This is a genomic window from Desulfoprunum sp. (genome assembly GCF_053613775.1).
On the sequence record NZ_JBSHXH010000006.1, the window covers coordinates 222,553 to 235,982 of the forward strand.

A 13,430-nucleotide genomic window follows, 5' to 3' on the forward strand; every position below is an offset into this window, starting at 1 on the left:
CTTTCCCCGTTATTTTCCGGAGTTGCCTCGAGATGCGGAGATGGCCTGGCGGTAGATTGCCATCAGCTCATCGTAATTCTTCTCGCTGGTGTACTTCGTTTCAAACTCGTTGCACGCGCCCTTTCCCAATGATTCCAAGGATCCCGGCCTGTCCCAGAATCGGCGGACCTGCCGGAGAAGCGAATCGGGGTCGGCAGGTTCGAAGACTATCCCGTTCACTCCATGCCGGACGATGGTCGGCAGCGGGCCGATATTCGAGACCGCCGCCGGCGTCCCGAAGGCAAAGGCCTCCCCGACCACCATTGGAAAACCTTCAAAACATTGCGACGGCAGGATGAGCATCCGGGCACGGGCGATCTCGGCCCGGGCCGCTTCCGCCGCCAGTTGACCGAGAAAGCGAACCGGGACCGGCGGCTGCGAGGCGGCGATCCGTTCAAGAGCGGACCGCAGCCCTCCGTCGCCAATGAGGCGGAGTTCCGGGGCCTCCGTCCCCCACTGCAGCCAGGCCTGCACCAGTGTCCGAACCCCTTTCTCGGCCGTGAGTCTGCCCACAAATACCACGCAGGGCCGGCGATCTCCCCAGGGGATCACAGCCGGCGATCCGGGGAAAAAATTGGGCTTGACATGAACACACCGGGCGGGCAGGCCGGCAGCCACCATCCGCTCCCGCTGGAATTCAGTCAGCGCGATAAAGGCATCAACCTGCCGGTGCCATGTTCCAAGCAGCCGGTGCAACGCCACACAGACAGCCAGAGGCAGCGTCGCCAGCCGGCTGTTGCGATAACAGCCGTGCACTACCGCCGGTCGAACGGTATGTCGGTCCAGACATTCGGTGCAGACTCTGCCGGCGCGCATGGGGATCGCCGCCGGACAGAACAGGCGGTAATTGTGGAGGGTCAGGACCCGGGCCGCCCGGCTGCCGATCGCCCTGAAGATCGAAGGCGAAATGAGGGGGAAGGTGTTATGGACATGGACGATGTCGGGACGAAAGCGATCGACAACTCTGCTGATCTCCCTCGCCGTCCAGGGATTCCAGAGAGCGGACAGGGCCCCCAGCACCAGACCGGCAACCCCCCTGCCGCGGAGCTCGTCACTATGACGGGTGAATGTCTCGAGGTCATGGCCGCGGGAGAGGAGCATCTCCTTCTCCGCCTGAAAGACCTGATTTTCCCCCGACGGGGCGGCGGAGCCGTAAAAGTTGTGCACGAGCAGGATCTTCATCCCCTGCCCCCGGCATCCAAAACCGCCTCGGCCCGACGCAGCCGCTCGCCATAGATCCGGTTCACCGCCTCGGCATTTCTCTTCCAGGTGAAGTCCCCGGCCCTGAGAAGGGCGCCTTCCGCCAATGTCCACCGCAACCCCTCGTCCCGGGCCAGCAGTTCGATCGCCGCCGCCAATCCCCTGACTACCTGCCCCGGCGACGTTACCGGCACCTTGATGCCGCAGCGGCCATCGACTACGTGGGCGAAGCCGCAGTGATCGAGACAGATGATCGGCAACCCCAGGGCCAGGGCCTCGACCGTGACCGTCGAGGTCAGATCGCGCAGGCTGGTGATCAGCATGACATGCGCTTCTCCCATGACCGTCAGCGCCTCGTTCCTGGCCAGCCAGCCGTGAAAACGGCAGCGATGGCCGATGCCGAGCCGGCCGGCAAGGGCCTGCCAGGCTGCGGTCTTCGGCCCCCTGCCGAGGATATGGACCTCGCACTCAATGTCTGCAGGCACTCGGGCCAAGGCCTGCAGACCGAGATTCAAGGCCTTTCTCTCCAAATGTTGCCCGGACCACACCAGTCGAAGTTTCTCTCCGGCCTCCCGTGGCCTCGCCTGAACCGGAAAATCGTCGGACAATCCGACCTCACAGACAACCGTGCTCGGAACCCCCCAATACCTCAAGGCCCCGGCCTGATTTTCCGGGGTGGCCGCCATCAACCCGCCACCGGCGGCCCTGGCTGCCGATCTCGGCCGCGGCAGGAAATGCATCTGCAATACATTGAAGAGGTTGTATCCAAGATAATAAAGAAACCCATACAAACCGACCACCGGGAGAAATCGCCAGGGGAAGAGACCCATCCCGCCGACCGGTCCCCAGACGAAGGGGATGCCCAGTTGCCAGAGATATCCCGGTTCACGGAAACCGACCATCGTCAATTGATGCGCCAGATCGAAATTCACCCGTTGGTGCAAGGCAGCGGCCAGGCGGAAGGCATCTCTGTGCCATCGACGGTAGTACCAGTAATAAGACGGCGGCCAGATCCTGCGCAGGAGACGGTTGCGCTTTTTCCGGACATAGAAGAAATGCAGGTTGCGGCACAGTTCCGGCTCGGCGGCGGCCATCCGCTCGATATCTTTCTGAAATTTTTCCTGCTCGACAATTACCCAGAGTTCGTGATTGCGGGCGAGGGCCGTGACCACCCCCCACCCTACTCCCGGTTCCGATCCCTTGAACGGACTACAGGCATACGCCGAGACCAGTATTTTCAAGCGCCGCCCGGAGTTCATCAGTTCATCGCGTTTTCCAGGAGTTGGCGGTAGAGTGGCGCATCCTTTTTCGCTACCATCCGCAATAGCCACAGATTCCAGTAGAACCGGATCTTGTCCCTCTCCAGACCAGTTCCTTCCGCTACATTCCTCGCCAGGGAGAAGGCCGCATTTTCAACCCTTTCAAGATCGGGACGACGCTGCACATACGCCGCAGCCGCCGTGGCAAAGAAGAAGGCATCACTCAGCGCGACGTCCCAATCGCAGCTGTCCTCCCAATCATACACAAAAAAGCCCTGATCCGTGAGAGCACAGTTCCAGGGGGCGAAGTCGCCATGACTACGGGATCCGGCAATCATGACATCGGAATCAACCGCCCCATCGAGAAATTTCCTTCTTGCAGCATATTTTTGTTGGTCGATGCCATCGACAGGATCGTCCAACCTGTGGCGATATGGCGCCAGGATTTCGCCGGCCGGGCGTTGCCCTGCATCAATCCGGGCCAGAGCGATCAGGAATTCCACCGCTTTTGTCCGGATGGCCGATTGCATGGCAGCCTTCCTCGCCCGATACTCCTGGCTAAGGGCGATGAATCCGTCTCCGATATCGGCACCGAGGATCCTGGGAACAGAGGGGGCCAGAGACGTCCGCGACATCGTCTGCAGTGCCGTCATTTCATTGTGCAGGGCTTCTCTGGCTTTGATCGATTCACCGATTTTCAGGATACACTCCGGCCGCCCTCCCACCGGCAGGACAACAGTTTTGCGATGAGCGTCGGGAGTGCCAAGATACAAGGCGTATCGGCCGCCGGCATCCCCGCTGCACAGGCGGCGGCCGGCCTGCCAGAGTCCAGCCTGTCTCCGCTCATCGGCAACCCTGATGAGGATACACAGGGTGCGGGTTCGCAGCGGCCGATCAACCCCGAACCGCGCCAGCAGGGTGCCTATCGCCAGAGCGAGCCGAGCCGTCCGGCGCCCGGGTCGATGCAGCCCCAGGCCCTGGACCAGCGGGCCCGATTCTCCCAGAGGCACCACGACCCGTGGCCGATCCGCCGGCAACAGCGCGAAGTCGCTGATCCGGGCGAAACGACCGGCCAGCCGCCGGCGCCATGCCGCAACCATCGATCCCGGGCCGATGGCGCAAAGGACATCGAGCCGGGGGCAGGCCTGCACTATCCGATGATCGGGAGACAGATCCTTGAGCAGCAGGACCGTCGCCGCTCCGGGATCCGTGGTGATGGAGGCCTCGGCCAGGATCCGCCGCCAGAAGATCAGCTCGCCGTCACTGAAGCCCAGCAGCAGGACCTTGTCTCCGGCAGTGACCGGAAGCAGCCAGCGCCACCCGAACCGATAATCGAGTTCCGGATCAGGGTCCATGCCGCACCCCGGTCGTTGATCGTTGCGCGCAGAATTCGAGCAATGCCGTCAGTACCTGATCCCTCGCCTGCTCGACGGTTCCTTCGGTGGAAACGACGATGGCCCGGCTCTCGTTGGCGGCAAAATCCAGCAGCGCCTGCGTCTGTCGTCCGATTTCGGCCACCGGCAGTTCCCCTTTGCGCCGGGCGATCACGGTCGGATCTCCATGCAGGCAGAAGATCAGATCGGGGCGAGGGGCCAGTCGAAGAAACCAACGGATGCACCGGACGGGAAGATCGATCCGGAAGCGCCGGGGATCGATCGCCAAATCATAGGCGTAACGGTCGAAGAGAACGATGGCCGGCCTTTTTGCGATGGTTGGTCGTATGACAATCCAGTAGCCGATACTATAATCTATCAGCAGGTATGCGAGACGGCACAAGGACCCGATTGCCCCTGAAGGGCGTGATCCGTGAGGATCGATTACCGGTCCATTCCGCGGTTCTTTTTTTCCTTTCATCCGTGCCAGCGGCGGCAAGAGACCAGGGCGCAGGTGCTTGACAAACAATGCACCGTGGGTGGCCGCCGCCAAAACCGGAGCTATCGCATGTATGATCGTTGACTTGCCGGCGCCGTCGGTTCCCAGAACGGCGATGACCAGGCCTGACGGCCTGAATATCCGCTTGACCTTCGACCATTGAAACCCTACAACACCCGAGCAGAAGGCCATCGGAGCACGGACACAAGCGGTCCACAACAGCGTGCGGCGCAAAAGCGCTGCCTTTGCTTTGATTTCAGGCGATTGAGGATCGGAAAGGCAGAGATCCCGGAGTTGATCCAACGCAGACTTGCCGACCGGCGCCAGATCCAGGCAGATTTGAGCCCAGTTGTCCTGCACTGCCCGCCGAGCGGAATCGATATATCGAGCCGGCAGTATGCCATTATGGAGAAGTTCCTTGATCACCCCTAATATCGCGGCCAGTCGCCTGTCCAGTACACGAATGCCATTGTGACGGCATATTCGCTTCCGCAGGATCTCAATATCTATCAGTTGAGCGACTCCTGCATACTGCAGATCGATTGATATATCAAGGCGCGCTCCCCACCACTGCATCGGATCCAGGCCGATGGATTTTCCCAATGAAAAGATTTTGATGAAGTTGACAGTATCGACATATCCAAGGACCGCACCGCCGGACCTGGCAATGCCTTGACCGATCGCGGCCTTTGCCTTTCCGGCATCCTCGGGATGAACCAGGATGTCCAGATCGCTGCCGTTCAGACTGGTCGGCAGGGTGTCGTAATTGCGAAGAACGGCATAACAAATATCCATCGTTTCAAAAACTGCGAAGAGCTCCCGAAGAAACCCCTCTTCCGCTTTCGCCAGGGTCCTCATCCTCTCCGCCCGGCATGAAGAAGGCACAAGACCAACGAAACATATCTTGAAGCAAGGAGATCACTCCGGTCGGAGTCTTCGGCACCTCTCAACATCCGGCGAGCGCTCCCCCTCCGGCATCCGGGCCTTGCAGATATTGGCCGAGGCCCAACCGGATCCATGATGTATGCAATGATGGACCGTACTGAAGTCAGGATTCGATATAATGATCTCAAATCTTTCTCCGATCAGCCTCATCTCTTCCGGATACGAAAAAACAGCCCAGAACCAAAACAACCTCTCCAATCGTGATTCCGGTGATCGCGCCTGAAATTCCAAAGACCAGTATCATACCATATACAGATGCCAGAGCAATTATCGCACTGATTGTATTGAGGAGGGTCAAGACGCGAAACCGCCTCAGTATTTGCAGCACCATTTCCATTCCATTCCGCAGGGCGAGAACAACGGTCAAAAGACACCAGAACAATACCAGAATGAAAGGGGTATCATACTGATCGCCAAGGACGAACGGGACGATATCTTCCAGAAAAAAAAGCAGCAACAGGGAATATACGATCGAGATGGAAAGCAGCCCCAGGGTGAACATCATCCCGGCGGCATTGACTTTGCGGGGATCAAATGCCCGGAGGGTCGCAAGTCGCGGCATCAAGACCTGGCTCAGCGCCGGGGTCAACATGACAGCCGGGGTAACGAACATCCGGCTGGCATTGAGATGAGCGACCCCAACGGGCCCGAGCAAGGAGGCGGTAATCAAGGTATGGGCCTGGGTCCTGAGAAAATAGAAAAACACCGTCATGGCCGCCCATTTCCCCCCACTCCACAGTTCAACCAGATCCGGGAAAAGCCGGGAACGATCAAGTTGCCGCAGCGGTATTTGCACCAAGACGTAACCGACGAGAACCCCTGCTCCATTACTGAGGCCATAAAGCAGGAGATAGGATTCCGAATTCCCATCCGGAAGTACCATATCCAGAACAATACAGAAAACGCCGAGGAAGAGCGCAACTGCAGTATTGACCCAGAGAGCCCGGATCTCCTTTCGCAGGGTATAGCAATGGCGAATGAAAAAATCCTTGGCCAGGATGGTAGTTGAAGCAGCGATAATTGCGATGGCCAGATGATGATATTTGTGTAGCCACTCTGAAAAGTACCCCCCCGCATAAACCAACACAACCAGCAAAAATGCCGTGACCAGGCAAAACAGCATCATGATCAGGCAGATTCTGGCGGCGTAGGGTTCCCGGTCTTCCGCCGCTTTATTCGGTATATGCACAACCATCTGGGTGAGAAACATGGCATTCCCGATCCCGGCATAAAACAGGGTAATCGCAAATCCGATGCCGTATAACCCGAACTCGACCGGAGGAAGGTTGCGCACCAGATACAAACCAAAAAGAAAATTGGTGGCGCTGCTCACCATCTGATTCAGCACGCTCACCACAATAGCCTTGGATAAGCTCATCGTTCGATATTGATGAAGCTGATAATTGAAATCTCCGAAAACCTGGCCGCCAGACTTATCGCGATAAATGTATTCTGCTGCTCCTGCTGGTTCTCTGTAATTCAAACTCCACATACACAATTATTATCAGGAACAGGACAAGAAAGTGATTATGTGAGGCGAAGGTCGTTCCGGTGATTGATCGCACCACCAGTATGATTAATATTCCGCCAAGTTCGAGAAATCGGGGGTTGGCTTGAAGTGGTCGAATCAATCCCACCAGGATATTCCGTAGGGCGTAAAGGATTGAGAGAATCAGAGCCGCAAGCCCTGACCAGCCATTGGAAATCAAGGCGTCGATGTAGTCCGAATGCAATGTGGCCCTATCTTCAGCACCCAATTCGGTAGCCAGAATCATGCGATTGGCATACATATATCCCAGGCCGAATATCTTGTTTTCCAGGTCGGTGGCATCAAATCTCTTGATTGCGACATCCCACATATTGATCCGACCGCTCATTTGCATCACCCGAGTCTCCGACATTCCTCTGGTCATATATTGATACAAGGTTGCCTTGTTCAGATACGTGACAGTACCCACTGAAAATATCACAATCAAAGCGATTATTTTCTTTTTGCGGCTGGCGAAAATAACCATCGCGAACACACCACTCAATAAAAAGGCAATCCACGCCGTACGGCTCTGGGCAAATACAAGCATCGTCAACAGCAACATGATCTCGATAATTTTCTTCAACCGGCTCTTCCTGTCGGAAGACATGATCCTGACAATACAGATGTACAGCAATATGGCGGCGATCATCCCGATCGAATTGGGATTGATCTGGATGATTACGCCAAAAAGCTGATAGGGGATGACGCCCTCCTGGTAGCCGGTAAACGCCTTGTCCGACAGCGGCATTTGAATTGCTTCGTCCGGGAACAATATCAACCCGGCCAGAACGGTGATGAGGAGGAATTTGAAGAACAGAAGAATGGCTTCATAGTACCGTTCGATAATACTCCCGTCCGAACGTGATTTGTGCAGTACGAAAAGGGCAACCCCGAACACTGCGAGGATTTCCATGGATTTCCACAGGGAAAACAAAACCCAGGGCGAATACAGAAATGTCGAAATGACACTGACGACTATAAAACAGCCAAAAAACACGAGACCTTTCGGCCAATTTCGCGGCAGCCCTTTTCTCAGGAAATATATGGCCAGCAAGAACAGTAATAATCCGATTGCTGCAACTTTATGAAAATTTGCGAGCGTGATCGGATTGGTCGAAGCCTCTCCGATCGATCTGCCGCTGAACAACAGCAATGAGATAAAAACCAGATATGCCGGAAGCAACTCGGTATCAAACAACCGAACTCTTTTCAACGAATACGCCTCCTGAAATGATCACGGGATTACAAGTCGGGACCTCGAAGGAAAAGTTTGCATTCCCCGGTATCGGCAGGATCGAATACCTGCATTATCCTCCAACTCACCACAACGACCCAGCCACACCTTTTCTATACACGTGTCGCAACAGCCAACGCCACTTCAATCTGAGCGGGATAAGCTTTTTACTCCCATCCCGGCCCACTTCAATCCACTGCCGACCGGGAAATTCGATTCTTAAAAATTACCTATGCCGTAAGCAGGAGGGCATGTAAGCCATTCGCGGATCCTGGAAGAGGAACGCTGACGGGATTGAGCGACATCAATCCGCCTCGAGCCGGAGATAATCGAGAGGTGCCGCAGGTTCGAACGGCCATGGGACGGCGGGCGGCGGCCATCAAGCGGACAATGGGGGCGATGAGGTTGTCGCCAGAGCAGAAGGAACGGGTCTGCGCCCCGTCGCCGTAGTACGTGAGCGGCAGATCCTGCGAGGCCTGGACAATGCAGCTGGATCTGCCCGGCACGGTTATACCTCGCACCACCGCAATATGGCCGCCGCTCCGACCGGTTCGACGCAGTGCCTGGACAGGGGCAGGCATGGAGGCTGATCCCCTGTCGAGGCGGATTTCAGATCGAAGCTGCAGCAGAATTGTCCAGCAAAGCGAACTATTCTATCTCAGATCCGCTCCACCGGAAGTCCCCTTTTTTCAACGATCATTTCTGGCACGACCGGTTCAATGCACTCATCACCGCCTTGATCGAGGCAACGATGATATCGGTATCGATCCCGACCCCCCAGAAGCGGTTGCCGCCGACGTCCTCGATCTCGATATAGGCCGCCGCCGTGGCGCTCTGACCGCCTCCCAATGCATGTTCATGGTAGCTGCAGAGGGTGAACTCGCCGGTCACCGATGCCTTCATCGCCGCGCAGAAGGCATCGAGCGGACCGTTACCCGAGGCCTGGAGCGTCCGCTCGATGCCATCGACCAGCAGGTTGATCTCGACATCGGCAAACGAGGCCTTGTCGACGCTGTCGAAATGCCGCTTGACCGTGTTGAATCCCTTCAGGGCGAAAGGCTGCGACACCGACAGGTAGGCCCTCTCGAAGGATTCGTAGATCTCCTGCGGCTGCAGTTCCCGTCCTACCCGTTCGGTGAGATCCTGGATGATCGCCCCGAATTCCGGATGCATCTCCTTCGGCAGCTTGAAGCCGAATTCCTTGTCCATGACATAGGCGACTCCGCCCTTGCCGGACTGGCTGTTGATCCGGATGATCGACTCGTAGGTCCGGCCGACATCGGTGGGATCGATCGTCAGATAGGGAACTTCCCACAAGCCGGTTTCCGCCTCTTCGTACATCGTCATGCCTTTGTTGATGGCATCCTGGTGCGATCCGGAGAAGGCGGTGTAGACCAGTTCGCCGGCATAGGGATGGCGCGGGTGGACCGGCAGATGGGTGACTCGCTCGTAGACCTCCACCAGCTGGTTGATGTCGTGCAGATCGAGGCCGGGATCGACCCCCTGGGTGAACATGTTGAGGGCCAGGGTGATGATATCGACGTTGCCGGTCCGCTCGCCGTTGCCGAACAGGGTGCCCTCGACGCGCTGACCGCCGGCCAGCAGCCCGAGTTCGGTGGCGGCGACAGCGCAGCCGCGATCGTTGTGGGCATGGAGGCTGAGGATGATCGCATCGCGCCGCGATATCCTGCGGCTGAACCACTCGATCTGATCGGCATAGACATTGGGACTGGCCAGTTCGACCGTAGCCGGCAGATTGATGATCACCGGTTCGTCCGGCGTCGGCCGCCAGACATCCATCACCGCCTCGCAGATCTCAAGGGCGAATTCCAGTTCGGTGCCGGTAAAGCTCTCCGGCGAATACTCGTAACGGAAACGGGTCTCCGGGTATTTCGCCTCCTCCTCCTTGATGAGCTTCGCCCCCTCGACCGCCAGGGCGATGATCTCCTTCCGGTTCATCTTGAAGACCGTCCGCCGCTGCAGGGCCGAAGTGGAATTATACAGATGGACGACGGCCTCCTTCACCCCTTTGACAGAGGCAAAGGTCTTTTCGATCAGGTGCGCCCGGGCCTGGGTCAGCACCTGGATCAGGACTCCCTCCGGTATCAGCCCCTTGTCGATCAGGATGCGGGTGAAGTCGTATTCAACCTGTGAAGCGGAGGGAAAACCGACCTCGATCTCCTTGAACCCGATATCGACCAGCAGCTTGAACATCTCCAGCTTCCTGGTCAGACTCATCGGCTGGATAAGGGCCTGGTTGCCGTCGCGCAGGTCGACGCTGCACCAGACCGGAGCCTTGGTTATGACCTGCGACGGCCAGATGCGGTCAGGCATATCGAATCGAGGAAAAGGACGGTATTTCTTCACTGCTTCCGGTTTCATTGTTTTCTCCTTGAAAAATCCCAGTACGTGGAAATAAAAAAGGCCGCGGTTGGATCAACCGCGGCCTTGAAAGTCATCGTATTGTGTTATGAGTGAACTACAATCCCTCCGACCCTGCCGCGGCGGCAACATATAGACCTTGAAGTAGAGCGAGGAGGAGGATAGGCATTTTCTTCGTGTCCCTTAACGGCTTGGAATATGGTCACAGCAACTGCTGCATCTGCAATATTCGATATATACGTGATCCAGTGATGATGTCAAGGAAGTTTTCCCGGGAAGATGGCGCTGTACTATCGAGACAAGGCGCCCTTCGGAATCGGCTGCCCAACCACCCCGATGGATTTCTGTCGATGCGTCCGGCTGCCAATTAAAAGCTGAAGGGAATCAGGTATTGAAAAATCTCCGTAAACAGACAATATTTGAAATAACAATCATTTTGATCCATATTGACATATCATTTTTTCAAATATATATTTTCTGTTTTATATATGATTCTCCTGTTTCCCAGGCCCTGCACCTCCGCCTGGCGCTCACATTCATGTAAGAGGAAGAGCTGATGGTAAAAATGACCGGTTCACAGGCAATAGTCAAATGCCTCCAGGAAGAAGGCGTCAAGACAATCTTCGGTTACCCGGGCGGGGCGGTCATAGATCTGTTCGATGCCCTGATGGACTCCGACATCACCAACGTCCTGGTCCGTCACGAGCAGGGGGCGGTGCATGCCGCCGACTCGTTCAGCCGGGTAACGGGCGAGGTCGGCGTGGCGCTCTTGACCTCCGGCCCGGGGGCGACCAACGGCGTGACCGGCATCGCCACCGCCTACTGCGATTCGATCCCGATGGTCATCCTGACCGGGCAGGTCCCCCGCTCGCTGATCGGCAACGACGCCTTTCAGGAGGTGGATATCGTCGGCATCACCCGACCCTGCACCAAACACAACTACCTCGTCAGCAACAGGGACGAGCTGGTGCCGATTCTGCGCGAGGCCTTCTACATCGCCCGGACCGGCCGTCCCGGGCCGGTACTGGTCGACCTGCCGAAGGATCTGATGGCCGGCCAGGTCACCTATCCGGAACAGAAGCCGATCCGCATGCAGAACTACCAGCCGACCTATGAGCCCCATATCGGCCAGATCGCCAAGGCCTGCAAGCAGATCCTCAAGTCGAGGAAGCCGGTGCTCTATGTCGGCGGCGGGGTCATCCTCTCCGATGGCCACAAGGCCCTTGAGGAACTCGCCGTCAATCTCAATATCCCGGTGACGATGACCCTGATGGGGCTGGGAGCCTTTCCCGGGTCACATCCGCTGTCGATGGGCATGCTCGGCATGCACGGCAGTTACACCGCCAATATGGCCGTCGCCCAGAGCGACCTGCTGATCGCCGTCGGCGCCCGGTTTGATGACCGGGTGACCGGCAAACTCGAGGAGTTCGCCTGCAACGCCAAGATCATCCACATCGATATCGACCCGACCTCGATCAGCAAGAACGTCAAGGTCGACATCCCGATCGTCGCCGACTGCCAGTACGCCTTGACCGCCATCAACAGCTGGTTCGCCAAGGAGCCCGGCATCAACATCAAGGAGGAGGCCGCCCAGCACGAGGCCTGGCTGGAGACGATCAGGGAGTGGACCGCCAAGTATCCCATGACGTACAAGGAAGAAGGCGAGCTGATCAAGCCGCAGTATGTGGTCCAGATGCTCGACAAACTGACCGGCGGCAATGCCATCATCACCACCGAAGTCGGCCAGAACCAGATGTGGACGGCCCAGTTCTTCAAGTTCAACAAGCCCCGCCATTTCGTCACTTCGGGCGGTCTCGGCACGATGGGTTTCGGCCTGCCGGCCGCCATCGGCGCCCAGATGGCCTTCCCCGACCGGCTGGTGATCGATATCGCCGGCGATGGCTCGATCCAGATGAACATCCAGGAACTGGCCACCGCCAGACAGTACAACTGCCCGGTCAAGATCGCCATCCTGAACAACAGCTATCTCGGCATGGTGCGGCAATGGCAGGAACTGTTCTATGACAAGCGCTATGCCTCGACCGTGATGGAAATCACCCCTGATTTCGTCAAGCTGGCCGAGGCCTATGGCGCGGTCGGCCTGCGTGCCACGAAGAAGAGCGAGGTCGTCCCCGTCATCGAGAAGGCCCTGGCCACCAAAAACGTCGTCATCATGGATTTCTCCATCGCCCGCGAGGAGAATGTCTACCCGATGGTGCCGGCAGGCAAGGCCACGACCGAGATGCTGCTCGTCTGATCCGGCGAATCTACGATAACCGGCAGGATTTCCATAACCCGTCACGCCTACAGGACAACAATGAAACACACCTTATCCGTTCTTCTTCAAAATAAGCCGGGAGTGCTCTCACGGGTAACCGGCCTGTTCAGCGGCAGGGGATTCAATATCGAAAGCCTCTGCGTCGCCGAAACCCTCGACCCGGGTATCTCCTGCCTGACCCTTGTCACCCGGGGCGACAACTCCATCATCGAACAGATCACCAAACAGCTGCACAAGCTGATCGATGTCATCAAGGTCACCGACATCAGCGAGAAGGAGTACGTCGAGCGGGAGATGGTGCTGATCAGGATCAAGGCCGAGGCCCAGACCCGCGCCGAGGTCCTGCGGGTGATCGATATCTTCCGGGGCAAGGTCGTCGATGTCAGTTCCAGAAGCTATGCCGTCGAAGTCACGGGTTCTGCCTCCAAGATCCAGGCGCTCATCGATCTGCTGAAGCCGATCGGCATCAAGGAGATCGTCCGCACCGGGACCATCGCCATGGCCAGGGCCTCGAAAAACAAATGATCCCTGAATCGGTTCCTTCGCCTTCATCGGCGGTGGAACCGGTTGCAGGAACGTCAATGACCCCTCACTCCGGATCTTCCGCCAGTCTTCGCAAACCGCAATCATTCAGCCGGCAATGCCGCTGACGCCAACCGGGAATTCCACCTCCCAGGAGAAACCTGTATC

At 57.4% G+C, this 13,430-nt stretch carries 10 protein-coding genes; 3 read left to right on the plus strand and 7 right to left on the minus strand.

Annotated features, from left to right (window positions below):
- Positions 1-9: 9 nt before the first annotated feature.
- The 6 genes from ACWGKN_RS13770 to ACWGKN_RS13795 all read right to left on the minus strand — a co-directional run bounded on the left by ACWGKN_RS13770 (position 10) and on the right by ACWGKN_RS13795 (position 8,059).
- Positions 10-1,221 carry a glycosyltransferase family 4 protein gene (locus ACWGKN_RS13770; RefSeq protein WP_452095468.1) on the minus strand — a complete coding sequence of 404 codons (1,212 nt, stop codon included), beginning with the start codon at positions 1,219-1,221 and terminating at the stop codon, positions 10-12.
- Positions 1,218-2,498 (minus strand): glycosyltransferase family 4 protein, encoded by a 1,281-nt coding sequence (locus tag ACWGKN_RS13775; RefSeq protein ID WP_452095469.1) that lies wholly within the window; start codon positions 2,496-2,498, stop codon positions 1,218-1,220. Before ACWGKN_RS13775 ends, ACWGKN_RS13770 begins: the two co-directional genes overlap by 4 nt.
- Positions 2,498-3,853, minus strand: a complete 1,356-nt coding sequence (locus ACWGKN_RS13780) for a hypothetical protein (protein WP_452095470.1) — start codon at positions 3,851-3,853, stop codon at positions 2,498-2,500. Before ACWGKN_RS13780 ends, ACWGKN_RS13775 begins: the two co-directional genes overlap by 1 nt.
- Positions 3,843-5,228: a hypothetical protein gene (locus ACWGKN_RS13785; RefSeq protein WP_452095471.1), complete on the minus strand. Its 1,386-nt coding sequence runs from the start codon at positions 5,226-5,228 to the stop codon at positions 3,843-3,845. Before ACWGKN_RS13785 ends, ACWGKN_RS13780 begins: the two co-directional genes overlap by 11 nt.
- A 211-nt stretch (positions 5,229-5,439) precedes the next feature.
- Positions 5,440-6,807, minus strand: a complete 1,368-nt coding sequence (locus ACWGKN_RS13790) for a lipopolysaccharide biosynthesis protein (RefSeq protein ID WP_452095472.1) — start codon at positions 6,805-6,807, stop codon at positions 5,440-5,442.
- Positions 6,749-8,059 carry an O-antigen ligase family protein gene (locus tag ACWGKN_RS13795; RefSeq protein WP_452095473.1) on the minus strand — a complete coding sequence of 437 codons (1,311 nt, stop codon included), beginning with the start codon at positions 8,057-8,059 and terminating at the stop codon, positions 6,749-6,751. Before ACWGKN_RS13795 ends, ACWGKN_RS13790 begins: the two co-directional genes overlap by 59 nt.
- Before the next feature lie 315 nt (positions 8,060-8,374).
- Here ACWGKN_RS13795 and ACWGKN_RS13800 point away from each other — a divergent pair, with 315 nt between their 5' ends.
- A complete protein-coding gene (locus ACWGKN_RS13800; protein ID WP_452095474.1) occupies positions 8,375-8,530 on the plus strand; it encodes a hypothetical protein in 156 nt (51 codons plus the stop codon).
- 246 nt (positions 8,531-8,776) lie between these two features.
- Here ACWGKN_RS13800 and leuA read toward each other — a convergent pair whose 3' ends face one another.
- The gene (leuA, locus tag ACWGKN_RS13805) at positions 8,777-10,462 is read right to left on the minus strand and encodes a 2-isopropylmalate synthase (protein WP_424252761.1); all 1,686 of its coding nucleotides are present in this window, start codon (positions 10,460-10,462) and stop codon (positions 8,777-8,779) included.
- A gap of 556 nt (positions 10,463-11,018) precedes the next feature.
- On the opposite strand from leuA, the gene ilvB reads away from it, so the two are divergent.
- Positions 11,019-12,719, plus strand: coding sequence for a biosynthetic-type acetolactate synthase large subunit (gene ilvB / locus ACWGKN_RS13810; RefSeq protein ID WP_035229760.1), 1,701 nt, complete (start codon positions 11,019-11,021; stop codon positions 12,717-12,719).
- A 60-nt stretch (positions 12,720-12,779) separates the two neighbouring features.
- A complete protein-coding gene (ilvN, locus tag ACWGKN_RS13815) occupies positions 12,780-13,265 on the plus strand; it encodes an acetolactate synthase small subunit (protein ID WP_035229758.1) in 486 nt (161 codons plus the stop codon).
- Positions 13,266-13,430: the final 165 nt, after the last annotated feature.

Excerpts from the sequence above, each read along its gene's own strand:
- ACWGKN_RS13770 (WP_452095468.1), bottom strand. The coding sequence starts at position 1,221 with ATGAAGATCCTGCTCGTGCACAACTTTTACGGCTCCGCCGCCCCGTCG.
- ACWGKN_RS13775 (WP_452095469.1), bottom strand. The coding sequence starts at position 2,498 with ATGAACTCCGGGCGGCGCTTGAAAATACTGGTCTCGGCGTATGCCTGT.
- ACWGKN_RS13780 (WP_452095470.1), bottom strand. The coding sequence starts at position 3,853 with ATGGACCCTGATCCGGAACTCGATTATCGGTTCGGGTGGCGCTGGCTG.
- ACWGKN_RS13785 (WP_452095471.1), bottom strand. The coding sequence starts at position 5,228 with ATGAGGACCCTGGCGAAAGCGGAAGAGGGGTTTCTTCGGGAGCTCTTC.
- ACWGKN_RS13790 (WP_452095472.1), bottom strand. The coding sequence starts at position 6,807 with ATGTGGAGTTTGAATTACAGAGAACCAGCAGGAGCAGCAGAATACATT.
- leuA (WP_424252761.1), bottom strand. The coding sequence starts at position 10,462 with ATGAAACCGGAAGCAGTGAAGAAATACCGTCCTTTTCCTCGATTCGAT.
- ilvB (WP_035229760.1), top strand. The coding sequence starts at position 11,019 with ATGGTAAAAATGACCGGTTCACAGGCAATAGTCAAATGCCTCCAGGAA.
- ilvN (WP_035229758.1), top strand. The coding sequence starts at position 12,780 with ATGAAACACACCTTATCCGTTCTTCTTCAAAATAAGCCGGGAGTGCTC.